General features: G+C 63.1%; 17 protein-coding genes. 14 read left to right on the top strand and 3 right to left on the bottom strand.

Features of this window, described 5'->3' with window-relative positions; translation table 11 throughout:
* Positions 1 to 7: 7 nt before the first annotated feature.
* Both KBB96_RS17380 and KBB96_RS17385 read left to right on the top strand, forming a co-directional pair.
* Entirely contained in the window at positions 8 to 892 is an 885-nt protein-coding gene (locus KBB96_RS17380) for a tyrosine recombinase (protein ID WP_211630763.1), read from the top strand.
* A 391-nt stretch (positions 893 to 1,283) separates the two neighbouring features.
* On the top strand, positions 1,284 to 3,407 hold the full coding sequence (locus KBB96_RS17385) for a beta-N-acetylhexosaminidase (RefSeq protein WP_211630764.1): 2,124 nt from the start codon (positions 1,284 to 1,286) through the stop codon (positions 3,405 to 3,407).
* 104 nt (positions 3,408 to 3,511) lie between these two features.
* Here KBB96_RS17385 and KBB96_RS17390 read toward each other — a convergent pair whose 3' ends face one another.
* Both KBB96_RS17390 and KBB96_RS17395 read right to left on the bottom strand, forming a co-directional pair.
* Positions 3,512 to 4,294 carry a hypothetical protein gene (locus KBB96_RS17390; protein ID WP_211630765.1) on the bottom strand — a complete coding sequence of 261 codons (783 nt, stop codon included), beginning with the start codon at positions 4,292 to 4,294 and terminating at the stop codon, positions 3,512 to 3,514.
* A 51-nt stretch (positions 4,295 to 4,345) separates the two neighbouring features.
* Positions 4,346 to 4,735 (bottom strand): YkvA family protein, encoded by a 390-nt coding sequence (locus tag KBB96_RS17395; RefSeq protein ID WP_211630766.1) that lies wholly within the window; start codon positions 4,733 to 4,735, stop codon positions 4,346 to 4,348.
* A gap of 138 nt (positions 4,736 to 4,873) precedes the next feature.
* On the opposite strand from KBB96_RS17395, the gene KBB96_RS21095 reads away from it, so the two are divergent.
* Together KBB96_RS21095 and KBB96_RS17405 are read left to right on the top strand one after the other, a co-directional pair.
* Positions 4,874 to 5,758, top strand: a complete 885-nt coding sequence (locus KBB96_RS21095) for a uracil-DNA glycosylase (RefSeq protein WP_226373572.1) — start codon at positions 4,874 to 4,876, stop codon at positions 5,756 to 5,758.
* 3 nt (positions 5,759 to 5,761) lie between these two features.
* Positions 5,762 to 6,250: an asparaginase domain-containing protein gene (locus tag KBB96_RS17405; protein ID WP_211630767.1), complete on the top strand. Its 489-nt coding sequence runs from the start codon at positions 5,762 to 5,764 to the stop codon at positions 6,248 to 6,250.
* A 16-nt stretch (positions 6,251 to 6,266) separates the two neighbouring features.
* Here the strand turns inward: KBB96_RS17405 and KBB96_RS17410 are convergent, their stop codons facing one another.
* The gene (locus KBB96_RS17410; protein WP_211630768.1) at positions 6,267 to 6,989 is read right to left on the bottom strand and encodes a Bax inhibitor-1/YccA family protein; all 723 of its coding nucleotides are present in this window, start codon (positions 6,987 to 6,989) and stop codon (positions 6,267 to 6,269) included.
* A gap of 111 nt (positions 6,990 to 7,100) precedes the next feature.
* On the opposite strand from KBB96_RS17410, the gene KBB96_RS17415 reads away from it, so the two are divergent.
* The 10 genes from KBB96_RS17415 to KBB96_RS17460 all read left to right on the top strand — a co-directional run bounded on the left by KBB96_RS17415 (position 7,101) and on the right by KBB96_RS17460 (position 23,601).
* Positions 7,101 to 9,185, top strand: a complete 2,085-nt coding sequence (locus KBB96_RS17415; RefSeq protein WP_211630769.1) for a M3 family metallopeptidase — start codon at positions 7,101 to 7,103, stop codon at positions 9,183 to 9,185.
* Between the two features lie 503 nt (positions 9,186 to 9,688).
* Positions 9,689 to 10,264: a hypothetical protein gene (locus tag KBB96_RS17420; RefSeq protein ID WP_211630770.1), complete on the top strand. Its 576-nt coding sequence runs from the start codon at positions 9,689 to 9,691 to the stop codon at positions 10,262 to 10,264.
* 191 nt (positions 10,265 to 10,455) lie between these two features.
* On the top strand, positions 10,456 to 11,667 hold the full coding sequence (locus KBB96_RS17425) for a hypothetical protein (protein ID WP_211630771.1): 1,212 nt from the start codon (positions 10,456 to 10,458) through the stop codon (positions 11,665 to 11,667).
* Between the two features lie 416 nt (positions 11,668 to 12,083).
* Entirely contained in the window at positions 12,084 to 14,981 is a 2,898-nt protein-coding gene (locus KBB96_RS17430) for a DUF2339 domain-containing protein (protein WP_211630772.1), read from the top strand.
* Between the two features lie 258 nt (positions 14,982 to 15,239).
* Positions 15,240 to 16,673 carry a glycoside hydrolase family 10-like protein gene (locus KBB96_RS17435; protein ID WP_226373573.1) on the top strand — a complete coding sequence of 478 codons (1,434 nt, stop codon included), beginning with the start codon at positions 15,240 to 15,242 and terminating at the stop codon, positions 16,671 to 16,673.
* A gap of 92 nt (positions 16,674 to 16,765) precedes the next feature.
* A complete protein-coding gene (locus KBB96_RS17440) occupies positions 16,766 to 17,011 on the top strand; it encodes a hypothetical protein (protein WP_211630773.1) in 246 nt (81 codons plus the stop codon).
* A gap of 32 nt (positions 17,012 to 17,043) precedes the next feature.
* Positions 17,044 to 17,292 (top strand): CDGSH iron-sulfur domain-containing protein, encoded by a 249-nt coding sequence (locus KBB96_RS17445; RefSeq protein ID WP_211630774.1) that lies wholly within the window; start codon positions 17,044 to 17,046, stop codon positions 17,290 to 17,292.
* A 225-nt stretch (positions 17,293 to 17,517) separates the two neighbouring features.
* Entirely contained in the window at positions 17,518 to 21,681 is a 4,164-nt protein-coding gene (locus KBB96_RS17450; protein ID WP_211630775.1) for a LamG-like jellyroll fold domain-containing protein, read from the top strand.
* A gap of 79 nt (positions 21,682 to 21,760) precedes the next feature.
* Positions 21,761 to 22,699, top strand: coding sequence for a thioredoxin family protein (locus tag KBB96_RS17455; protein ID WP_211630776.1), 939 nt, complete (start codon positions 21,761 to 21,763; stop codon positions 22,697 to 22,699).
* 74 nt (positions 22,700 to 22,773) lie between these two features.
* Complete coding sequence (locus KBB96_RS17460) at positions 22,774 to 23,601, top strand: thioredoxin family protein (RefSeq protein ID WP_211630777.1); 828 nt, start codon at positions 22,774 to 22,776, stop codon at positions 23,599 to 23,601.
* Positions 23,602 to 23,607 lie beyond the last annotated feature (6 nt).

The raw sequence follows: 23,607 nt of genomic DNA on the forward strand, positions 1-23,607 counted from the left end.
ACACCTGATGGAGCGCGAAACCGAAGGATTCATCCTCTACCTCGCCACCGAGCGCGGGTTGTCCGCCGCCTACCAGCTTTCCGTGCGCCAGTCGCTCGATGCGCTGGCGGCGTGGATGGCGAAGCGGAAGCTGGTGCTGGCGGATCTGGGCACGCATGAACTCTCGGCCTTTCTCAGTGAGCGGAAAGGGGAGGGGTTGATCGCCTCCTCGCTGCGGATCACCACCGTCCATCTGAAGGTGTTTTTCCGCTGGCTGGCCGCGCGTGGCAAACTGCCGATGGACCCTGCGGAGCCGCTGATTTCGCCACGGCCGGATCACACGCTGCCGGAAACGATCCATGCCAGCGAGGTGGTGACGATGCTCGAGTCCATCGATCCGGCGCGCCCTCTCGGTCGCCGCGACCGCGCGATCCTGGAGCTTTTTTACGCCTCCGGCTTGCGCCTGTCCGAACTGTGCAACGCGCGGCTGGAACATGTCGATTTCGAGGAAAGCTTCATCCGGGTGACGGGGAAGGGGAACAAGACCCGGATCGTCCCCATCGGCGGCAAGGCGAAGGAGGCGCTCGAAAGCTACCTGCACCACGAACGGCCCACGCTGGTGAAGAAACGCACCGGCTCGCATGTCTTCCTCAGCGTGCGCGGCGGCGCCCTGTCGCCAGACCGCGTGCGGGAGGTGGTGCAGGAACGCGCGGCGGCAGCGGGGATCGATCACAACGTCTATCCCCACCTGCTGCGGCATTCGTTCGCCACCCATCTGTTGGAAGGCGGCGCGGACCTGCGTGTGATCCAGGAGTTGCTCGGCCATGCGGACATTTCCACCACCCAGATCTACACGCACGTGGATGCAGCGAGGTTGAAATCGATCCACAAGCAGTTTCATCCGCGTGGTTGAAGCGATGCCTCAAGGCTGCCGCATGGATGCTTCTTCGACCTCGAAGAGGTCGCGGAATATAGCCGGAGTGTCGCGCAGCGACCTCCGGACCCCCGAGGTCTTTATTTCATTCGACCCCGGAGGGGTCGCACATGAGCGGACCATTCGGGTAGATCCCTTCCGTTAGAAACCGCCCAAGGCCTCTACGCCTATTTGCGCCCCGCTGACGCATGGGCGCAGACTCAAAAAAAACCGTCATTTCCGGAGGTCGCTACGCGACACTCCGGCTATGGTCTGTGACCTCTTCGAGGTCATAAGATGGACTCCGGCCACTGGTCGGGAAAACCGACCACGAAAGACATCCCAACTCACTCCGGTAAGAGAACGTCATTCGTTCTTTGTCTTCCGCATCATGAACCGCCGTCTGCTATATCTGTCACTATTGCTGCCACTGCTGGCTCCCTTGCACGCCGCGAAAACTCCAGCCGCTTGGACCACTCCGGTGCCGCCGGAACAACTCGCGCAGGCGAAGACCGCGCTCATTCCGTTCCCGCAGGATGTGCGTTGGGGTCAAGGCGATTGGAAGCCGGGTGCGGAAACCGCGATCGTGTTTCCCGGCAAGCAGCAGGATGACCTCGCGCCCGCCTTGCGCGAGCTGGCTGCCATCTTCTCAAGCAAAGGGCTGAAGACCACCAACGCTCCCGCCAACGATACGCCTGCATCGCAGCCGGGCCGGATCAGCCTCGCCATCCAGCAGGGCGTGGTGGCGAAGGCGGAGGGTTATACACTCTCGATCACGGCGGATGGAATCGTGCTCCGTGGCAATGATGCCGCGGGCGCGTATCACGGTGTACAAACGCTGCGTCAGCTCTTGCGCGGTGACAAAGGCGGCGTGCTGGCACAGCAGGCGGTGATCCGCGATTGGCCTGCCTTCGGCCTGCGGGGATTCATGCACGACACCGGCCGCAATTTCCAAACGGTGGAGTCGCTCAAGGAACAGCTCGACCGCTTCGCCGCCTACAAGCTGAACGTCTTCCACTGGCACCTCACGGATAATCCGGCATGGCGCATCGAGTGCCACGCCTACCCTCAGCTCAACGATCCGAAGTTCCAGACCCGCGACAAGAGCGACATCTACAGCTACGCGCAGATCCGCGAGGTGATCGCTTATGCAAAGGCGCGCCACATCACCATCATCCCGGAACTCGATATGCCGGGACACAGCGCTTTCTTCGATCGTGCCTTCGGTTTCAGCATGGGCAGCGACCAAGGCATGAACGTGCTGGAAAAGCTCATCGCCGAGTTCTGCCAGGAGATCCCGGTGGCGGATTGCCCGTATCTCCACATCGGCTCCGATGAAGTGAAGATCAAGGACCCGCAGCAGTTCATGACCCGCATGCTGAAGGCGGTTCGCAATGCAGGACGCAAGCCGCTGGTATGGAGCCCCGGTCTCAAGGCGGACGACCAAGCCATCCGGCAGCTCTGGGGCGACGAGGGCGTGAATCACTCCGACAAGGGAGCGTCGCCGTTCGTGGATTCCGCAGGCGGCTATCTGAATGGTTACGATCCGCTCATCACCGTGCAGCGCTATTTTTTCCGGCAGCCCGCGCATCTTGCCCAAGGCAATGGCAAGGCTCTGGGTGGCATCCTCTGCTGCTGGCCGGACATCCGTGTGGCGGACAAGGCGAACATCTTCCGCCACAATGCGGTCTGGCCCGGTATGCTCGCATTCGCCGAAGCGTTCTGGCATGGCCGTCCATCGGATGCGGGAGGGCTCTACAGCGTGCAGCCGGCGCCGGCTTCCCCGCAGGGCAAGGCCTATCGTGAGTTCGAGAACCGTCTGGCCGCGCACCGCGATGGGTATTTCGCCGGGCAGCCATTTCCGTTCGTAAAGACCTCTCAGCTTTCCTGGCAGGTGCTCGGACCGATCCCACGCGGCAAGGATGAACCGGGCGACAAGGCTTTCGAGCCGGAGACGAAGATCGAGCCATCCTACACCATCGGCACCACCAGCCATGCATGGAAGCCCGCCACTGGTGGAACCATCATGCTGTCGGATCGCGGCAAGGAAGGCGTGCTGCCGCGCGCGGGCATCTCCACGGCCTATGCGCTCACGTATGTGCATGCGAAGGAGGCGCGCACCATCGACGCATGGATCGGCTTTGAAACGGCGACGCGTTCGAACCGCCAGTGCGGCGGCATTCCGGAAACAGGCAAGTGGGACGCATTCGGCGCGCAGGTGTGGATCAACGATCAGCCGTTGCCCGCACCCGCATGGAAGAACCCGGGGAAACACAAGCATCTCAGCCCGACGTGGTTCGCTCCGGCCAATGAGGAACCGTTGGAAGATGAGGAGCTCTATTGGACCCGCGAGCCATCGAAGGTCGAGTTGAAGAGCGGCTGGAACAAAGTGCTGTTGCGCGTGCCTTTCGGTTACGGCGGACAGAACTGGAGCTTCACATTCATCCCGGTGAAACCGTCCGGCGGACGATGGATCGAGGACGAATCGGTGAAGGTGAACGCGGAGAAGAAGTAGCGCGAGTTTCCAACTTGCGCATGGATCAAGCGGATCAGCGAGGGAAGGCTTGTGGACGCTTCACGACAATCCGCCGCGAGCACTCACAAGCAGGAATGCTTGTGTTACTTCTTCAACTCCTGCGGGCTGCCGATGGGCTTGATCTCGAGCTTCGCGTTTTCCGGTGCCTTGGCTTCGGCGGGTTTGGTTTCCGCGGGCTTCGCATCGACGGGCTTCGCGGCCTCGGCTGGTTTCGCCGGTTCGGAGGGCTTGTTCGCCTCCGCCGGTTTCGCTGCGTCCTTCGGCTTCTCTCCCTCCTTGGGCTTTTCCGCTTCCTTTTTCTCGCCATCCTTCGCTGCGGGCATCGGCGGTGGAGCCTGGCCGTCCTCGGTGCGGATGGCTTGGTAGAGGTGATTGTAGTTGTGGCGGATCGCCGCCGGGAATGACACGCGGCCGGCCTCCACGATTTTCTCGCGCAGCAGCTTTGATGAAAGGTCGGCCACCAGATCGCCGCCGATCTTCACCGCCGCACCCACTCCGCCGACATGTGCGCCCGCATTGGCGCTGCCGCGGATCAGGTCGCTGGAAATCGACACGCCTTGCAACGCCAGGCTCGATTGCGCGGAGGCGATGGTCGCGTTCGGGGCCACGGTGATCTCAAGCACTGCGTGGTCGTCGGAGGAAAGCCAGCCACGGACATGGTCGATGCGGATGGAAATGAAGATGCCACCGTCCGGGGTGGGGGAGATCTCCGGCTTGTAGGTCTTGTACTCGCTGCCGGAGAGCGAATAGCTCACCGACTTCCCCTTCCATCCGCCCATGCTCTTGCCGAAGGCTTCCTCGTCGATGTGCGGTGCGGCGGCGGCACAGGCAGCCAGTGCGAAATAGGTGAGAGCGGTGCGGATCATGATCGTGGCGTGGTCTCCGGGGCATCCATACCACGCCTTGGCGGAAATCCTTCAGGAAAATTCCGGCGGCAGGGGTGGCGGGGTGCCTTTGTCCTTTGCGCCGAAAAGACGGTCCACCTGCGCGCGGGCCTTTTCCTTGTGCTCGTCCTTGATGTAGGCGGCCACCGCACCGAGCGCGCCGACCAGAGCGCCCCAGTCATCGGAATAGCCCGCGCCGGGGATTGCATCCGGAATCAGGTCCACCGGCAGGATGAGGTAACCCAGCGCACCGACGATCACCCCTTTCGCCCAAGCCGGAGTGTCCTTGTCCTGAAGGCAGTAGAACAGGATGAGCGCGGTCAGCAGGACCTTTTCCCCGGCGAATTTAGCGGCACGGCTGAGCTTCGACCACAACCTGCGGGCGGTGTACCAGCGGCCGGTTTTGGAAGTGTCGGGAATCAACGGTTGCTCGCTCAATCCGTCCACATCGTGCCCGGACCGGCCTCCGGGAGCAACTACAACGCCGTCGCCCGATTGGAATCCACCGCGCGACCGAGACCACGGTTGCGCCGTCCCGGATCGCCCGCTAGCGTCGTCCGCGTGAGTCGTCCGGTCGATGCCCTGATCGAGTTCCTGCGTGCCGAAGAGGCCCGCGGGGTGACCCATGTGCATCTGGATGAGGGCGCGCGCCAGGTCCTGCGGGAGCTCAACGCCCGCTCGAAGCGCCCCGCCGCCGCTGCGCCCACGCCGCCTCCGTCCCGTCCGGCACCACAGGGCCCGGCGTTTTCCCTTTTCGATCATCCGGACCCGCTTCCCACGCCACGCCCGGCCCCGGTCCTCGCGGAAGTCCGCGCCTCGGACGGCAGCGCCGCCGAACAGATCGCCGCGCTCAAGGCCCAGGCCCGGAATTGGTCGCCCGCCCGCTCGCTCGGCACACTGCGCGATACGATGGTGTTCTCCGTTGGCAATCCCGAGGCGGACCTGATGCTCGTCGGCGAGGCTCCCGGCTATCAAGAGGAACGCCAGGGCGAGCCCTTCGTCGGCCCCGCAGGCCAGAAGCTCACCGACATTCTCCGCGCCATGGGCCTCGGCCGGGAGGCGGTTTATATTTCGAACATCGTCAAGTTCCGCCCGGCTATTGCAGGCCAGACGACCAACAACCGTCCGCCTACGGACGAGGAGATGGCGTCCTGTCTGCCCTTCATCCGCCGGGAGATCGGCATTGTCCGGCCGAAGTGCATCGTCGCGCTCGGCGGCACCGCGTCGAAGGGCCTGCTCGGCACCGAGGAAGGCGTGGCCCGCATGCGCGGCCGGTGGCATGAGTTCGAAGGCGTGCCGGTGCGCGTGACCTACCATCCCAGCTACTTGCTGCGCACCACCTCCGGCAATCTGGACAAGCGCAAGGTCTGGGAGGACATGCTGGAAGTCATGGAGCTGCTTGGCATGCCGGTTTCCGAAAAACAGCGCGGCTTTTTCCTCAAGTAATTCATGAGCGTTCTCGTCCTCACCACCGGCGGCACCATCGACAAGGTCTACTTCGATGCTTCTTCCGAATACGAAGTCGGCGAGCCAACCGTGCCTCATGTCTTCCGCGAGGCAGGCGTGGCCCTCGATTGGCGGCTGGAATCGCTGATGCGGAAGGACAGCCTGGAGATCAACGATGAGGATCGCGCTGCGATCCGCGCCGCCTGCGAGGCCGCGCCGGAATCCCGTATCCTCATCACCCACGGCACGGACACCATGTCCATCACCGCGGAAAAGCTCACCGGCATCTCTGGCAAGACCATCGTGCTGACTGGCGCGCTGGCTCCCGCCCGATTCAAGACCACGGATGCCATTTTCAATCTCGGCCTCGCCCTTGGTGCGGTCCAATCGCTGCCGCCCGGCGTCCATCTCGCCATGAACGGCACCATCTTCGAAGCGGGCAAGGTCTGCAAAAACAGAGAGGCCGGCCGCTTCGAAGCAACCGGCCCCTGAAAGGCGAACCCGCGGTTCAGTTGCGGCGCATGAACAGGCGCAGGATGTACCAGAACATCAGCGCCACACTCGCGAACAGGCTCAGGGCCGCGGCCACGTGCTGGCCCGGCTGGTAGTGATACTGGATTGCGCTGGTCTGATAGAGGATGCAGGCAGCGGCGAAGATCACCATCGCCACGCTGAACCAGAAGCCGAGGGTGATCGGGGTGAGGCAGGCCAGCACCACCGCGCCTAGGGCGATCATGCCGCAGACCTTCAGGAAGCCACCCATGAAGGTGAAATCGACCTTGGTCGAGGAGGCGACTGCCGTCAGGCCCAGTACCAGGCCGCAGGTGATGACCGCCGCCTTGCCTAGCACCATCGGATCACCGGAGACGATCGGAGCGAGTGTGACCATCGGCAGGAAAATGATCGCTTCCGCCACTACGTAGACCGCGAGGCCGAGGTATTGGGTGGACACCGAGGTGGAACTGCGGGCCCAGCGGTCCGCGACCGATCCCACCAGCGCGAAGCCGCCGATCACGATCAACCAACCGAAGCGGCTGGCTCCCAGCGCGTGGAGCGCCATCTTGCCGAATCCGGCTTGGATGAGGAGGGTTTCCAGGATGGCGAAGGCCGCCATGGCAGCCGCGAGGTGCCAATAGGTCTTCTTGACGAAATCCAGACGGATCTCCCGGGGAGACTGCGCGATGGCCGCCGGGGAGGCGTAAGGGTTGTAGTTGGGGTATTCCGAAGACATGGCGGTTGGATATATCCATTCCGGCAGGAAATCCAGACAAGACAAACCCGGCTTCCGTGGCGCTAAATTCGCGGCTTCCCTTTCCCGCCGATCCCATCAAAAGAACCCGCCATGCATCCGTTCCTCGACGAATCGTTTCACGTCCGCTGGTCCACCCTCGTCCCCGAAGCCGTCGAGCCGGATATCCGCCGCGCCCTCGCGCTGGCCAAGGACAGCCTCGATGCCATCCGCGCCGCCGATCTCTCCGCGCTGACCTACGACAACACCTTCGTCGCGCTGGAAAAGGCCACCGAACCGCTCAGCCGCGGCTGGGGCTTGCTCAACCACCTCGATTCCGTGAATGACGGGCCGGAACAACGCGCCGCCTTGAACGCGATGCTGCCGGAAGTTTCCGATTTCTACGCCTCCATCCCGCTCGATGACGCGCTGTGGACCGTGTTGAAGACCTACGGCCGCAGCGCCGCCGTGGCGGAACTCGATCCGATCCGCCGCCGCTACGTGGAGGAGACGATGAACGATTTCGTTCAGTCCGGCGCCGACCTGCCCGCAGACAAGAAAAGCCGCATTGCCGAGATCGAGGCGGAGCTGTCCAAGATCACGCAGGAATACACCGAGCACGTCCTGGATTCGACCAACGCGTGGGAACTCGTGATCGAGGATGAGTCGAAGCTCGCCGGACTGCCGGATTCCTCGAAGGCCGCCGCGCTCGCCAATGCGAAAGCCAGGGGCGTCGCCACCGAGGACAAGCCCGCGTGGCGTTTCACCCTCCAGTATCCCTCGATGGGGCCGGTGATGCAGTACCTGCATGACGATGGCATCCGCCAGCAGGTGTGGGAGGCCTCCACCAAGGTCGGTGCGACCGGTGATTTCGACAATACCGCGCTGGTCTGGAAGATCCTCGAACTCCGTCATGAGAAGGCGGCGATCCTCGGTCACGACGATTTCGCCGATCTCACGCTGCTGCGCCGCATGGCGAAGGACGGCAAGACCGCGCTGCGTTTCACCGAGGATCTGCACACCCGCGTGAAGCCCGGCTTCCTGGCCGACTACAAGCAGCTCAAGGCCTACAAGGCCGCCGCCAACCAAGCCCCCGCCGACGATTTCCAGCCATGGGAAACCGGCTACTGGGCCGAGCGCCAGCGCAAGGAGAACTACGATCTCGATGACGAGGCGCTGCGTCCCTACTTCCCGGTGGAGGGCGTGATGGCCGGCATGTTCGAGCTTTCGTCACGCCTCTTCGGCATCACCATCCGCCAGCGTGAGGCGGTCTATTACGAGCGCGGCCAACGCCCGGAGGATGCTCCGGCGGACGTGATCGAAGTCTGGCATCCGGAAGTCACCTTCTATGAGATCCACGATTCGGAAACCGGCCGTCATCTCGGTTCCTTCTACGCCGACTGGCATCCGCGCGAGCCGAAGCGCGGCGGTGCCTGGATGAACTGCCTCCACACCGGCGGTCCGGACGAACCGCACCTCGGCCTGATCACCGGCAACATGTCGCCGCCGGTCGACGGCAAACCCGCCCTGCTCACGCATGGCGAGGTGGAGACCGTTTTCCACGAGTTCGGCCACCTGCTGCACGGCCTGCTCAGCGATGTGCCGGTGAAGTCGCTCTCCGGCACCAATGTGCCGTGGGACTTCGTCGAACTGCCGTCGCAGATCATGGAGAACTTTTGCTGGGACCGCCAGTCGCTTGATCTTTTCGCCCGCCACCACGAAACCGGCGAGCCGATCCCGGAGGAGCTCTATGCCAAGATGAAGGCTGCTCAGAACTACATGAGCGCCACCGCCTTCATCCGCCAGCTCGCTTTCGGCAAGCTCGACCTCGAACTCCACATCAACCTCGACCGTTACCGCGGCCGCGACCTGGATGAAGTGGACCGCGAGATCCTCGCCGACTACCGCACGCCATTGAAGACCGACACTCCGTCGATGACCCGCCGCTTCAACCACCTCTTCAGCAGCCCCACCGGCTACGCCGCGGGCTACTATTCCTACAAGTGGGCCGAGGTGCTGGATGCGGATGCCTTCACGCGCTTCCAGCAGGAAGGCGTCCTCAATCCCGAGACCGGCCGCTCGTTCCGCGAGCACATCCTCAGCAAGGGCAACTCCGCGCCAGTGGACGAGCTCTACCGCCGTTTCATGGGCCGCGATCCCGAACTGGAGCCGCTGCTCGTCCGCGCTGGCATCGCGTGACCGGCCGCTGCCCCGGATTTTGAAGCCACATTCATCCCCCCTTGAAAGAGGAGGGATGAACGGCTACCCTTCCGGCGACTGGTTCGTCCGGATGGCGGGTCGGTCCCGCGGCTTCCAATCCTCCAACCCACCCTCCTTTGAATGGAACATTCCCGGCAGAACAAGGGTTCGTTTGGAAACACGACGATCCGCGCCTCGGAATCCCAACCGCCATCCTCGGAGGCTGGCCCCACGACCAGCAGCGACCAGCTTGCGTTGCCCTTAACCGAGAGCGAACGCAAGGAATCCGCCATGCATTTGAGCAAGCTCCATCCCGCGGAGCGGTTTCACTTGATGATTGGCAAGAAGCCTTCGAAACGCTCTGCCGGCGGCACCGGGTCCCCCTGATTGATCTGGAGCAACTTGGCATTTTCCACGATGAGGATCGCCTCATCTCCTCGCGGATCCTCATTCCCCTCAGACCGGGAGCCGAGGCTTCGCCCTTCCGCGATGACGCCTTCGGAGTGGTCTACAAATTGTTCGATCTGAGGATCGACGGCAGCCTGGGCAAGGCTGCGACCCTCGTCTCCAGAGGCGAGGGCCGGTTCGATGTCGAGCTCCGCAATGCGGACCTGATGACCACCTTGGCCAAACTCGCCATTTTGAATCAGGCCGGTGGTCTCCCGACCGAAATCGCCGGGCTGTCCACGGATGGGAACTATCTGGTCGTCAAACAACCGCTGGCGAAGGATATCCCGGACCAGACGGCGGGCTCCAAACTGCTGAAACAAAACCAGCACAAGGCGCTCGCCATGATGTACGGCTTGCTTCCGGAGACCACCACCTGCTCCCGGACGGTCGGCGTCCTCTGGCTGAACGGGGAAGGCTGGCTGGTCACGGATCTGCACGAGCGGAACATCATGCTGGATGATCGGAACCGTCCCTCGGTGATCGACGCGCTGGTCGCACCGGTACCGGTGGAATATCTCCGCGATTGCCGCTGGCTGCGCAACGCCGTCGATGATGCGCGCTGCCTGCGGGAGGGCCGCCCGATCACACGGATCGAGTTCGGTGAGGATGTGAACGACGATGACTTGTGATTCAGATTTGAATACCCGGCGCGGTCGATGGTCCGAAGGTTGTCATGGGGTTCCAATTCTGCCAAAAGCGAATCATGCCAAAAGCGTGGTTCATGTTTTGTTCCTGTCTCTGCATGGTCTCCGCCAGCGCGGAGGATGTGACCCGCGCATGGCATCTGGCGGTGCCTCCTGCGGAGGCACGCGAGGGCGAGATGATTGCCGAGGCTCCCACGCCCTCCGTATTCACTTCCAAAGGCGATCGGCTGGTGGATCTAAGCAATGCGTTGAAGGCGGAGGAAACCTTCGGCGAGGGAGCGTGGATTGTTTGGAACAAAACGCGTCGATTGCTTGTTGCTCACGGGAATCGTTACACGCTGGCTCATGCGGATGGTGTGGGATTCCTGCGCGAGCCGCACCAAGTGGGGATCTCGCTGGCATGGTATCGAGGGATCGGTCCGGGAGAGCCAGTATCCGCTGCTGCCAAAGCCATCCATCGCTCGGAGATCGTTACGAGATCCTGTCAGCACTCCGCCACGCGATGGGATCATCCCGATGCCGCGTCTCTGGGCTCGATCGAAGTGGATGCCTCAGTCTGCTCCGAGCCCGACAGTCCTATCGCCGATGTGCAGATGTCGGTGGATTGGCAGGAGAAGCGGGAGGCCGGAGCATTGCGTTGGGATTTCATCGCCAATTTCAACACGGAGGCCCAAGGCCGGGCGGAAAGGGTGATCTCCCAGGTCATCTCACCCACGGGGGAACGCTGGACGATCACAGCGAAGGTGCGCGATCTCCTGTTGGACGGCACCTCCGCTTCCGAAAGACGGTGGGTCGAAGCGGATGGACAAGCGCAAGCTGTACATTACCGCGCTTCCAGCTCCCAGACAGGGATTCCTGCAGCGCACCGCCTGGGCCAGGTTACGATCAAGGGCGCGGCTCTCACGGTTGCGGAGTTCGACCTTGCCGTGCGGGAGGTGAAGGCTCTTCTGAATGAGCCGGACAAAGATTCGGCAGCTCCGCCAGATGATCCTTTCGCTACGAAAGAAACGGCATTGGCTCGGCCGCCATCGTGCCGGGATGCAATCCTTCCGGAGGAATTGAAGAGCTACGCGCCGGTGACGATGTGGGATGTCAGAGCCATTCTTGCCGGATGGGGCATTCCGTTGGCCGAGACTGATTGCGCCGCCTATGATCCGCGGTTGGGTCGTCTGTTGGTGGCCTTCCAAGATGCCACCAACGAGGAGCGTATGGAACAACGAGGAGCGTATGGAACAACTGCTCACACCCATGTGCTGGTTGATGCCCAAGAATCTCTCGGTCGTCCTCCGGGGGATCGCGGACGGTGCCTCAGGCAATCCAACGGCCGGCGCCAAGCTCATCGTCCGAAGCGGACAAAACACCATGCTTCATTGCAGGGACGCGCATGACAATATCCTGCTGTCCCTCGAAACCGAAGCCACCCTCGGGGATTCCGCAGCCATCATGGATGTGGCATACGATCTGAAAGCCGCCGGCCTTCCCGGTTTTCCAGGATTGGAAACAAAGGGATCAGTCAGCGTCGTGACAGGAACGGAGACGTCCGTTCATACCAGCGAATCCGATGGGAAGAAAACCGCGGTGACATTCATCTTGGACGTCGATCCGGTTTCGTTCGCGCCAAATCCGTAGCCTGCGTGATCTTGTGAAAACCGCCCCCATCTGCCACAAGCGGAGGATGAGGCGACCTGCGGACTAAATCTTCATCCATCGATTTTCCCAATGAATGGTACCGCTCATTCGATTGGCTGACGGCGGAGGATTTGTGTTAGGGTTGCCATTGGTTCCTCCATTCCCATCGCCTTCCATGAACGAATCTTCCCGCACCGCTGAACTGGCCGCAGCTATCGATGGCATTCGGAAGCGCCTGGAGGTGCTTGAAGGAAAGCACTGGGAGGCGATCATCAAGCTGAAGACGGATCTCGATGTTCTGGAGCAGCAGGTGAGGATGCAACCCAAGGGGGAAGAGCTCCCGCCGGTCACGGTTCCGGTGTTGGAACCACAGGCACCGCTCCTCAAGCACCTCCAGGAAGCGAAGCAATCGGCGGGACCGCCGCCGCTGCCATCCGTGGCGACCGTGCCGGTGGTTTCTGAAAAACCGGCGGGCATCCAAGTGGCTGTTTCGCCTTCGCCACGTCCGCAGGCCACCGCGGCAGCAACAGCAGCGCAGGTGCCTCCACCGATGCCGAAGGCAGAAGCCTTCGAGCAACAGCTCGGCCGGGTGTGGCTGGTGCGGATCGGTATCGTGTTGTTGCTGACCGGCCTCGTGCTGGGGGCGAACTGGGCGTATCACAATTGGATCCACCGCCTGCCACCCGGCGTGCGGCTGGGCATGATGTACCTGTGCTCATTCCTGATCGGCGGCTCCGGATGGTGGCTGGCGAAGAAAGAAGAATACAAACGCTACGGCGAGGTGCTGATCGCGGGTGGTCTGGCGTTTTTCTACTACTGTACCTATGCGGCGCATCACGTGGCGCGTGTCCGCGTCATTGAGAATCCGGTGGTGGCGGCGGTGCTGCTGCTCGGCGCCGCGGGATTGATCGCGGCGGTGTCATGGCTGCGTCAATCACGGGCGACGGCGGTGATGGGAATCATCCTGGCGTCCTACGCGACGATGATCCAGCCGCTCGATTGGTTGTCTTCTCTCTCGAACCTGTTCCTGGCGGTCATGGGCATCGCGCTGATGTTGCGGCCGGGATGGGGCGGACCCGGCATCGCTTCGCTGGTCGGCACCTATGCGGCTTTCGGCGGCTGGCAGATTCTCGGTGCGGCGGGCGCGGGTCATGGCGATGAACGCGCGAGCCTGTGGTTCCTGCCGGGAAGCTGGGCGATCTTCGCGATTCCGGGCATGCTTGGTCGCTTCCGCGAATCGCTCGGTGACCGAGGTCGTGCGATCTTCACGGCGGCGAACAACGCGCTGTTTTTCCTGACCTTCTCGCTGCTGTGGCTCAACCACTACGGGTCGCAGGGCTTTTGGAAAGTGCCCGCGGTGTTCGGTGCGGTGCTGCTGCTCATGGGAGTGATCGGTCGGAAACGGGAGGACACGGCGGCGGCTTCGAATGTGATTCAAGGTCTCGCTTCACTGAGCCTCGCGGTGGTGCTGAAGTTCGATGGCTACCATCTTCCGCTTGCCATGGCCGGGGAATCGCTGGCGTTGGCGATCGCGTATCACCGCTTCAGAAAAGCGCCGGAATTCATCTTCTCCCTGCTGGCGGGGATGGGTGCGTTTCTATTCGAGATCTACCTCAAGGAGACCGGCGATCCCACGGTGCCGCTGTGGAGCGGCGCGCTCACGGCGTTGGTGGTTCTGGCGGCGGCGTTGGTACTGCGGTTCCGTGCGGAAGGAAAAACGGAGGCGCGGGTGGGAACCGCGATCCTCTTTTATTCCGCGGTGGGCCTTTTGATCTACGGTTGGGTTGCTCGTCTGGGCGACACGTGGAAGCTGCCGGTGACCTGTGGCCTTTCCGTGGTCTGCGTTGCGCTATCGCTGCTGGTGGACCGTCGGCGCTGGCTGCCCGAGGTGGCATGGGCTTCGGGAATCTTTGGCCTGATGGCGGTGCCATATGCCCGCTTGGATGGCACGGAAACAGGCAGCGCGATTGCATTGGCCTCGGTCCTCGGGGCATGCGTGTTGTGGCATCGGCCGAAGACCGTGCCGGAGTCCGATTTGTGGCTGACCACCGATCCGGCGGAATCGCCGCAGGCCTTTGCGTGGCTGCACTCGCTGTTGGCGCCGGTGCTGCTTTGGAAGCTGCTGGATCAGTGGCAGCCGTTGTCCGCCTTGCAAGTTGCGCCGCTCGCCGTTGGTGCGGTGGTGCTGGTGGCCCTGGCGCGCGGGACCAGGTCGGTGCGTCTGGAAATCACCGCGCCATTCCTGAATATCGGCGCGTTGTGCATCGTGTGGGATGCGATCCTCCGCCATCAGGAGGGCGTGTCGAAGGCGATGTCCTTCACGCCCGCGGTGGCCGCGTTCGCCATGAGCTGGCTTTCGAGTTGGAAGCGCGATCAGGCATCCACACTGCCTCAGGTGGTGATCTCACGCGCCACGTTGTTCGTCGCGTGGGCGGCGGCGCTGCTGTATGCGGTGCCGCGCGGCTTCATCGACCTGATGGCGGTGTCCGCCGCCGCGGCCTTCGCGCTGGCATGGTATCGCAAGCAGACCGCCACGGTGGACGCGTGGGGATGGACGCTGGCTTCACTGCTCGCGTATCTGTATGTGTGTGTCTTCGGCGAGCACACGCGTCTTCATGGGTATCTGTTCGAAGGTGTGGCGCTGGTCCTGCTGATGGCGGGCATCGCATTGGTCACACCGGCCACGAAGCCCGGCAGCCCGTTCAAGCCGCTGTTGGAAAAATCCCTGCCATGGCTGGCGTGCGGACTCTTCACGCTTTGGAGCACCCGCATCGCCGTGGATGAGTTCGGTTGGAAATCGGTGGTCGTGCTGTGGACGGTCAGCGGCTTCGGCCTGGTGACGCTCGGTCTGGTGCTGGACCGCATCACCTCGCGGAAGACCGGCTTCATCCTGCTCGCCTTGGCCCTGCTCAAGCTGTTCGTGTCGGATGTGTGGGACTTCACCACCTTCATGCGGGTGGTGTCGTTTGTTGCACTGGGGCTGGCGCTGCTGCTGCTGGGGCTTTTCTACCACCGCTTCGCCCCGATGATGAAGAAACTGCTGGATGAGGATGCGGGTAAGGAGGGGAGTTGAGGCGTCTTTCTTCGTGCGTAGTTCCTCCTTCAGGAGGGCGGGGTGGGTCACACCAGATCTCAGAGCTACCAGACCTTGGATTCCTCAATGAATGCTTTGGAAACCGGGGCGCATCCACATGACGTCGATCTCAACCCAGCCCTCCTGAAGGAGGAACTACGTACGGAGAACGCATCGCACCCAATCCATGCTTGGGATTTCCTGATTGTTAGACTCCCTTGCTTGCCGGGTCGTGCAATCGCGTCCATGATGCGGGCCATGATGCGCCGTCTGCTCCTCCCGGTCCTCGGATTGCTCTCCACGCTTCCGGCATTTTCGCAGGCCTTCGCGCCGATCGCGGACCGGCCGCCGGCGATCACCCGCGAGTTCCGCGGTGCCTGGGTGGCCTGCATCTATAATCTCGACTGGCCCAGTTCGCGGGGTCTCGGTGCGGCCCAGCAACAGGCCGAGCTCCGTGGCATCCTCGACAAGATGGCGGCGCTCAACATGAACGCCGTGGTCTTCCAGGTCCGCCCGCATTGCGATGCCGTCTATCAATCGTCCATCGAGCCGTGGAGTCCGTGGCTCACCGGCACCATGGGGTCCTCGCCGGGCTATGATCCGCTGGCCTTCTGCATCCGCGAGGCCCATGCCCGCGGCATCGAGGTCCACGCGTGGTTCAATCCCTTCCGTGCGATTTCCAGCAACACCATTACGTGCAGCAGCAGCCACGTGACCTGCGCCAATCCGCGGATGGTGAAGCCCTACGGCTCCATGAAATGGTGCGACCCGGCGCTGCCGGAAACCCGCGGCCGCGCCACCGGGGTGATCCTGGATGTGGTGAAGCGCTACGATGTCGATGGCGTCCACATGGACGACTATTTCTATCCCTATCCGTCCGGTGGCGCGGTCTTCCGCGATGGCAAGACCCCGGCCGAACGCCGCGCTTATGTCGATGGCTTCGTGAACAACCTCTACTCCGCGGTGAAACAGCAGAAGCCGTGGGTGCGTGTGGGCATCAGCCCCTTCGGCATCTGGCGTCCGGGCGTTCCGGCGGGCATCGAGGCCGGCCTGGACAGCTATGAAAACCTCGCCTGCGACTCGCGCAAGTGGCTCGCCAATGGCTGGGTGGACTACCTCGCGCCGCAGCTCTACTGGCGGAATGCCCCGGCCAAGCAGAGCTTTTCCTCGCTCCTTTCCTGGTGGCGGCAGCAGGGCAGCCGCCCGGTCTGGCCGGGCATCGCGACGGCCCGCATCAACAGCTCGGAGGACCCGGGCCGCCCGGCATCGGAAATCATCAATCAGATCCAGCTCAGCCGCAGCATCGGCCGCAACTACGTGGGGAACATCCAGTGGAGCGCGAAGAGCATCGTCACCAATCGCGGCGGCATCGCCACCCAGCTTGCCAATACCTACACCCAGCCCGCCGCCGTGCCGCCGATGCCGTGGGTGAGCAGCCGCGCTCCGGCCTCTCCCGGCGTGAGTGCCCAGACCAATGGCAATGGCACTTTCGTCCGCTGGGTGCTTTCCGATCCGAACACCGCCAAGGTCGCCATCCAGGCCCGCTATGGCAGCCAATGGAAGATGATCAAAATCGCCCCGGCTTCCGGAAACGGCATCACCATCCCAGCGGCGGACGCGGTGGCGGTCACCGCTCTCGATCGTTTTGGCTCGGCCAGCGCGCCGAAAGTGCTGGGTCGCCACGGAAGCTGATCCGGCGGGGAATTTTCCTTTGCAACCGGGCGCAAGTCGTTTATAACCCGCAGGTCCCCGGCGGCTGCTTCCGCTGCTCCTTGATCTCCTGAATGAAAGCGACCGCATTTGTCTGTGCGTCGGCCGCCCTTTTCGCGGCCTGGCTGACGATCACTTATGTCCGTGATGTTTCTCCCAAGGATTACCCGACGCTCGGCAAGGGCTCCGTTCCGGTGTCCGCCCAGCGCCAGGCTCCGGCCTCCCGCGACAGCGCGATGATCTCGCTGGGCGAGGAACGGGAGGCTCCCGTGGCCGCCCGTCAAGAGGCCGTGGCGGACGAGTCGAAGCTCGCGCATTGATCGTTCCGGCCATTGCTGGCAGGATGCCGGTCATGGCCGAAGAACCCGTCGTCTGCGATACGAAGCCGATCGGACTGGAAGTCGAAGCAGGCGTCCATTGGTGGTGCGCCTGCGGCCGGTCGAGCCATCCGCCGTTCTGTGATGGCTCCCACAAGGGCACCGGGCTCCAACCGGTGAAATTCGAGGTGAACGACAAGACCACCGTCTGGTGGTGCCAGTGCAAGAAAACGGACTGCGCTCCGCTCTGCGATGGTTCCCACAAGAAACTGAGGCTGTCGTGACTTGAAACGGCAAGGGGAGCCGCGGCGTCGGCTATTGTAAGCGTCTCTGCCCAAGCGGATTGGGCAGAGAGATAGGCAAAACGGGACTGGCAATCCGACGGTTTTGGAATAGGGCATGACGGTTCAATCGGAAAGCCGGGTGTTCTCCAAAACCCCCGCCTGGCTTCACGGTTTCCCCTCCGGATGCAAAACCCACCCGCACTCCTTTCCGTCGCGCGTTTGCTCATGTCATTTGCCGCCCTGCTGGGGGGCATCGCAAATGCCCAGACGCCGCCCCCGGCGACGTTCACCCGTACCATCAGCACGTCGTCCGGTTCCGTGACGGCGAACTTCACGCTGCACCCGGTGCGCAGCTCCAACTTCAAGGTGCTGGTCCAGCAGTCCGACGGTTCCTTCTCCGAGGCGGCGGCGGATGTACCGCGCACCTACCTCGGCACCGTGGACGGTTATCCCGGCGCGGTGGCGGCGGCTCTGGTCCGGGCGAATGGAACGGTCTATACGCGGATTAGTTTCGAGAACGGCCTGGAGTGGATCAGCTACGGCGGCACCGCCTCGGTGCGCGGCAGCACGAACTGGACTCCGGCGTGGCCGACCACGGTGGTGGGCACCGGTGGCGCGGGCTCCACGGTGCGTGGCGCGGAGGTGGGGGTGGATGCCACCTACCGCGAGTATCTCGCCTGCGGTTCCGATCCGGTGGCGACACTGGACATGATCGAGTTCTGCCTCATCTCCACGGACTACATTTATCTGAGGGATGCGGCGATCCTGATGAAACTGGGCCGGGTGGTGATCCGTGCGAACCAACCGCAGGACCCTTACGAACCGGACGGCGGCGATACCGGCGCCCTGCTGCCCCATGTCCGCGACCAATGGAACACGACCATCAATTCGACTGTTGGCAGCACGCATGACATCGCGCTGGTGGCCCGGCCCGGGGCGGGCGGGGGACTGGCCTACGTGGGAACCATCGCGACGAGCAGCCGCTACTCGGCGAATGGCGCGGATTCGAATGGCGACTTCTACGTGATCTGGCGTCACGAGGCCGGGCACAACTGGGGCTCGAGCCACTATGAAGGGGGCGGCAAGCCGGAAGGGCCGACCATCATGTCGGACAACAGCCTGTCCCGTTTCTCCAGTTCGGAGCTTGCGAAGATTATCTCCCACCGGAATTCCAAGGTTTCGAGTCTGGATGATCTCGGGCCGTATCCCTTTCCGCTGCCGCCGCGGGCGAACATGGATCGCGCGATCTTTCTGCCGGGATCTCCGATCACCGTCGACGTGCTCAACAACGACTCGGACTCGAACGGCGATGCGGTGAGCCTGCTGTCCTTTGATGAACTCTCGCCGCGAGGCAGCACCCTCACGCGCTCGGTGGGCACCGGACCGAATGGACGTGACCAGATTCTCTACACACCGGCATCCGGCTACGAATCCGGTACTGATACCTTCAGCTACCGCATCACGGATTCCACCGGCCGCACCGCGCTGGGCTATGTGGCGATGTCGCCGGTGGGCGAACTTTCACCGATCGACTGGTGGAAGCTGGATGAAACCAGCGGCACAACCGCGGCGAATGCGATCTCCGGCCGTACCAATGGCAGCCACAGCACCGTGACGGTGAATCAGACCGGAGCCACCTCCGTGACCGGAAAGGGCACGGCCTACAATGGCACCAACGGCCGCACCAGCGCCGGGACGCCGAGCTACAATACCAACGTGCTGACCCTCACCACGTGGGTGAAGCGCAATGGTTCCCAGGCCGCGCAGGCGGGTGTGGTGTACAGCGGCACCAGTTCCTCCGGCAGCGGCCTGTGTATCGGCCCTTCGAACGACCTCCAGTTTCGGTGGAATGGCGCGGGCTACAAGACCTCCCCGGCCACGCCGCTCACCCTGCCGGATGGCGTCTGGTGCCTGGCGGCGATGACCGTGTCACCGAACTCGGTGACGGTCCACCTGCGCACGCCGGATGGCTTGCAGAGCGCCACGACCAACGGGACTTATAGTAGCACGTCCTTCGGTTCCACGCTCTACTTCGGCCGGGACAACAGCTCGCATTACTTCAAGGGATCGCTGGATGACGTGCGGGTCTATGGAGCGACCTTCTCGGGAGACCAGATCGAATCGCTCTACCAACAGGGCGTCGATCCTCCGCTGGTGACGGTGACATCGCCGGCCGCTGCCGCTTCGGTGCCCGCGCTCAATGTGGGACTCACGGCATCCGTTACGAACGGAGGTGTCGATTCGCTGACGTTCCTTGATGGAACGACCACGGTGGGCACGCTGGCGGATTCGCCCTATGCACTGGCGGTTCCGTGGTTCTATCCCGGCAGCCATACGATTGCGGCGCGGGCACCCTATGGGGATTGGGGATACATCGCCACCTCGCCAGCGGTGACTTTCAGCGTGCAGACACCGCCTCTGCCGGTGGCGAGGATCACGGCGACAGGCACGCCTTCACGATCCGGATTGATTTCCGGAGCCTTCGTCATTTCCCGGAATCATCCGATCGGCGCGGTGACCATACCGATTGCCGCAAGTGGCACGGCGGTCGCGGGCACGGACTACACGGCCCTGCCTGCCAGCGTGACGATGGCGGACGGCGTGCTGTCCGCTTCGGTGGGTGTGGATCCGCTCGCTACTTCGGTGCCGGGAGCGAACGTCACAGTCATCGCCACGCTCCAGGAGGATCCCAGCTACACCATCGGCACGCCTTCCAACGCCACGCTCACCATCGATGACCACATCACCTCCATCGCCAGCAGCGCGTGGAACGTGGCCACCACTTGGACCAACAACACCGCCGCCCCCACAAGCGGCACCCAGGGCACGGGCCTCGACTACGCGGTGGCCCATACCGTTTCATCGAATGATCCGAATTCCAGCAGCCAGGCCCTGATTGGAAAAACCCTGCGCATCCAGAACGGCGGCATTCTGGATCTGCAGCGTAACAATGGCGGGACGCAGATCACGCCAAGCTACAACCTGCCGCCCCTCACGCTACAGGATGGGGGCGCCATCCGCTTCACGGCCTCCCTTGGCAGCATCCTCAGCACGGTTTCCGCCTCCATCGCAAATTCTGGCAACACCTCGCTGATCACCAGTGCCGGCAGCTACGACAACAGCGCCAATCTCACCGGTGCGATCACCGGCAATGGCACGATCCATGTCTACAGCCCAACTTCCCCGGGCGGAGGCACCTACGTGCGTACGGTCTCCGTCGCCTCCGCGAACAATTCCTTCTCAGGAAACTGGCTGGTGGACATGACCGTGTCCTCGGGTGACGACTACGCGGGTCTGCGTGCCAATGCTGCCAATGCGCTCGGCACCGGCACCGTCACCATCGGTACCCGCGGCCAGTTGATCAACAACATCGCCAGCGGCATCAATTCGCTGGCAGGCGTGGTCATGACGGGTTCTCCCTCCGTGCTGAATCTTGCCCAGCCGTGGACGAAGTCCACCGCCAGCCTGACCCTGGACGGCGGCACTCCCACCGTCTCGTTGGGCAATGCCGCTTCCACCATTGGCAACCTCTTTGGCACCACCGGCACGATCGGTGGCAGCGGCTCTTCCTCCGCTTTGACGGTGACCCAGACCACAGACGCCACCTTCGCGGGCGGGCTGGGTTCGAACGTGAAGTTCACGAAATCGGGCGCGGCCACGCTGCTGCTCACCGGCAGCCTGAACAGCGCCTTGCCCCTGACCTTGACCAATGGCGGGCTCGGTTTCGACGGCGGCACGCCGGCCATCGCATCGCTGACCCAGAGCGGCGGCCAGTTGCTGCTCACGCCCGGGATCCCGGCCACGCCCCGGCTCACGCTTTCCGGGAACTATTCGCGCACCGGTGGTGGCATCACGGTGACGGCGGCGGCGGTGCCGGAGCTGGATGTTCCCCACGTGCTGGTGTCCTACGGTGGTTCCCGTACCGGCACGCCACCGGTCACCTTCGTGAACAACAGCGGCACCACTCTGGAGACGGCCGTGGACTACGGCGCGACCTCGAACTCCGCAATCACCATCACCTTCAGCCTGCCCGATCCGTTCGTGGCCTGGGTTGCTTCGCATGGCTTGGCGGGAGCCGATGCGCTGAAGGCCGCCGATCCGGATGGCGACGGACTCACCAACCTGCAGGAAATGCTGTTCGGCTTCGATCCGAAGGACCGCAATTCCCGGCTGAAACTCACAATCACCTCGGTGGACCCGACCACCGCGCATCTCCGCCTCAACCGGGTCATTGCCAGTGGTGCCTTCGTTCTTCAAAGTTCGGATACCCTGGCGGGACCATGGGCGGAAACGCCGGTCACGGTCAGCGCGGATGGCTACGATCTCGCCATCGACACGGCGCGGAGCGGGGTGAAACGCTTTTACCGGGTGGTGTTTCGCGAGCCCTGATTCCCTATCTGTAAGATGTCAGGGATGTCGGATTTTCCGGCTTTTCCTGACGGATGATCCGGGAGACGATGCGCGCCCGATGAACCGTTCGCGCGTGCTTTTCCTGATCCTGCTTCCGGCCATGCTGCTGGCTTTGCCCGGCTGCGATGCGGCGAAGAAGGCTCTGGGCAGGGCGGCGAGCACCAAGGCAGCGCTCCCTCCATTGGAAGTGAAAGACATCACGGAGGAGGAGTTCCCCGCTTTCATCCGCCAGAAAGGTCGGCTGAATCTGATGCTGGTCTATGACCTCAATGGCCCGGAAACCGCGGCCCAGACCAAAGAGCGGCTTGCTGCGGAAGAGTTCCTCAAGGTCGCCAGGGATTTTTCAGATGTGGTGTCGGTGGGAAGGATCGACGGTCGCCTCAGCAAGACCCTGGCCACCTCATACACTCCGGGAACCATTCGATTCGAACTTTTCCGGGAAGGCTCCCGGGTGGATGATTGTAGCGATGGGAAGCTCATCATGACGTCGGAATTCCGTTCCATCCTCGCCAGGGAGGCGGAAGTCATCCGCAAGAACCCACCGGCAGCCCCTGCCATTCCCGGATCGAATCCACCTCGCGAACTCGCGGAAAAGGAGTTCGACAGTTTCACAAAGGATCCGAACAAGCTCTCGGTGGTGGTGTTCCACGCCAACTGGTGCGGTCCCTGTCAGAAATTGAAGCCGGTGATGGCCGAGGTGGCTGACAGCTTTCCCGGCGTCTCCGAGGTGGGGCGCTTCAACGTCGATAATTGCCGTAACCTTGCCGGACGGTTGGGGGTTTCCAGCATTCCGGACGTGCGTTTTTACCGGGACGGCAAGGAGGTGGGGCGCTTCACCGGTTATCGACCGGACTACGCGGTGCGGACCCTGTTTCAGCAACACACCGTCGGGCTGAAGGCTCCGGTCGCTCCGGCCCCGTCCAAGGGGTCCTCCGGCGGCGGCTCGATGACGCGCATGACAAAGGACTGGGTGCCACCAGGCATGGAAAAGCGCTGAGTCATCTCTCCGCGATCACGTATATTTTGTTTTTCCTAAATTCCGGGTAGTTTTTCGGCCAACTCCCCCCCGGAATGAACGCTGCATTGCTAGGCCCGGCACTGGGTGCCGCGGCTGCCATTTACTTCCTGGTGCGCTCCTTGCGCATTTTGAAAACCGGTACCGCCACGTTGGCGGGCATCCCCCTCAAGGGATGGTTGGCGCGGTTTGCGGCCGTGCCGATGTTGATCGGTAGTCTGGCGGGGGTGACGGGTGGCCTTTGGATGACCACGATGTTCGTCCTCGACGCGAGGAAGGCCGCCGGTGGGGCGGCGCTTGGAAAACCGGCTGCTGCGGCTTCCCACCCCGGGTTGCTGGACGGGTTCAAGGGCTCGCTGGCCTCCTTGACGGGCAGATTCTCTCCTCCGGCGCGCGAAAAGAAACCGGCTGCCGGACCGGTGGAATTCACGCCAGTGACGGCCCGCGACCTTTCGGAAGCGGAATTCCGTTCGGTCACTTCCACGCCGGACAAACTGGCGGTGGTACTTTTCCACCGGGAGGGAGACGGCCCGAGCCGGATGGTCCAGCGGGAGTTGGAAGGCGTGGCTCTGGAGTTTTCCGGACGGGTGGAGATCGCGCGCGTCGATGTCGAGCGCTTCCCGAAGCTGGCGAAACAGGAAGACATACGCGGCGTGCCGGACATCCGCTATTTCCGGAACGGCAAACGTGTGGACCAAGTGACAGGGCCCGCGCCGGCCTCGATGCTGCGCATGCGGTTCCAACAGCTTGCCCCCGCGCCTCCCGTCCCGGATCCGGAGCCGGCCGTGGTCGCCGTTGAGCCGGTGGAGCGGCTTCCTTCCGGATCTGGATCCATCAGCCGGATGAAAAAAGGCTGGGTGCCCCCCGGCATGCAGCGGTGGTGACCGGGA

The sequence above is a fragment of the Luteolibacter ambystomatis genome (assembly GCF_018137965.1).
Classification (GTDB): domain Bacteria; phylum Verrucomicrobiota; class Verrucomicrobiia; order Verrucomicrobiales; family Akkermansiaceae; genus Luteolibacter; species Luteolibacter ambystomatis.

Bases quoted from the DNA above. Each gene is read 5' to 3' on its own strand.
- KBB96_RS17390 (WP_211630765.1), bottom strand. From the start codon at position 4,294: ATGATCCGCACCGCTCTCACCTATTTCGCACTGGCTGCCTGTGCCGCC.
- KBB96_RS17440 (WP_211630773.1), top strand. From the start codon at position 16,766: ATGAAAGCGACCGCATTTGTCTGTGCGTCGGCCGCCCTTTTCGCGGCC.
- KBB96_RS17460 (WP_211630777.1), top strand. From the start codon at position 22,774: ATGAACGCTGCATTGCTAGGCCCGGCACTGGGTGCCGCGGCTGCCATT.
- KBB96_RS17430 (WP_211630772.1), top strand. From the start codon at position 12,084: ATGAACGAATCTTCCCGCACCGCTGAACTGGCCGCAGCTATCGATGGC.
- KBB96_RS17435 (WP_226373573.1), top strand. From the start codon at position 15,240: ATGATGCGCCGTCTGCTCCTCCCGGTCCTCGGATTGCTCTCCACGCTT.
- KBB96_RS17410 (WP_211630768.1), bottom strand. From the start codon at position 6,989: ATGTCTTCGGAATACCCCAACTACAACCCTTACGCCTCCCCGGCGGCC.
- KBB96_RS17405 (WP_211630767.1), top strand. From the start codon at position 5,762: ATGAGCGTTCTCGTCCTCACCACCGGCGGCACCATCGACAAGGTCTAC.
- KBB96_RS17380 (WP_211630763.1), top strand. From the start codon at position 8: ATGGAGCGCGAAACCGAAGGATTCATCCTCTACCTCGCCACCGAGCGC.
- KBB96_RS17455 (WP_211630776.1), top strand. From the start codon at position 21,761: ATGAACCGTTCGCGCGTGCTTTTCCTGATCCTGCTTCCGGCCATGCTG.
- KBB96_RS17415 (WP_211630769.1), top strand. From the start codon at position 7,101: ATGCATCCGTTCCTCGACGAATCGTTTCACGTCCGCTGGTCCACCCTC.
- KBB96_RS17445 (WP_211630774.1), top strand. From the start codon at position 17,044: ATGGCCGAAGAACCCGTCGTCTGCGATACGAAGCCGATCGGACTGGAA.
- KBB96_RS17425 (WP_211630771.1), top strand. From the start codon at position 10,456: ATGATTGCCGAGGCTCCCACGCCCTCCGTATTCACTTCCAAAGGCGAT.
- KBB96_RS17385 (WP_211630764.1), top strand. From the start codon at position 1,284: ATGAACCGCCGTCTGCTATATCTGTCACTATTGCTGCCACTGCTGGCT.
- KBB96_RS17450 (WP_211630775.1), top strand. From the start codon at position 17,518: ATGTCATTTGCCGCCCTGCTGGGGGGCATCGCAAATGCCCAGACGCCG.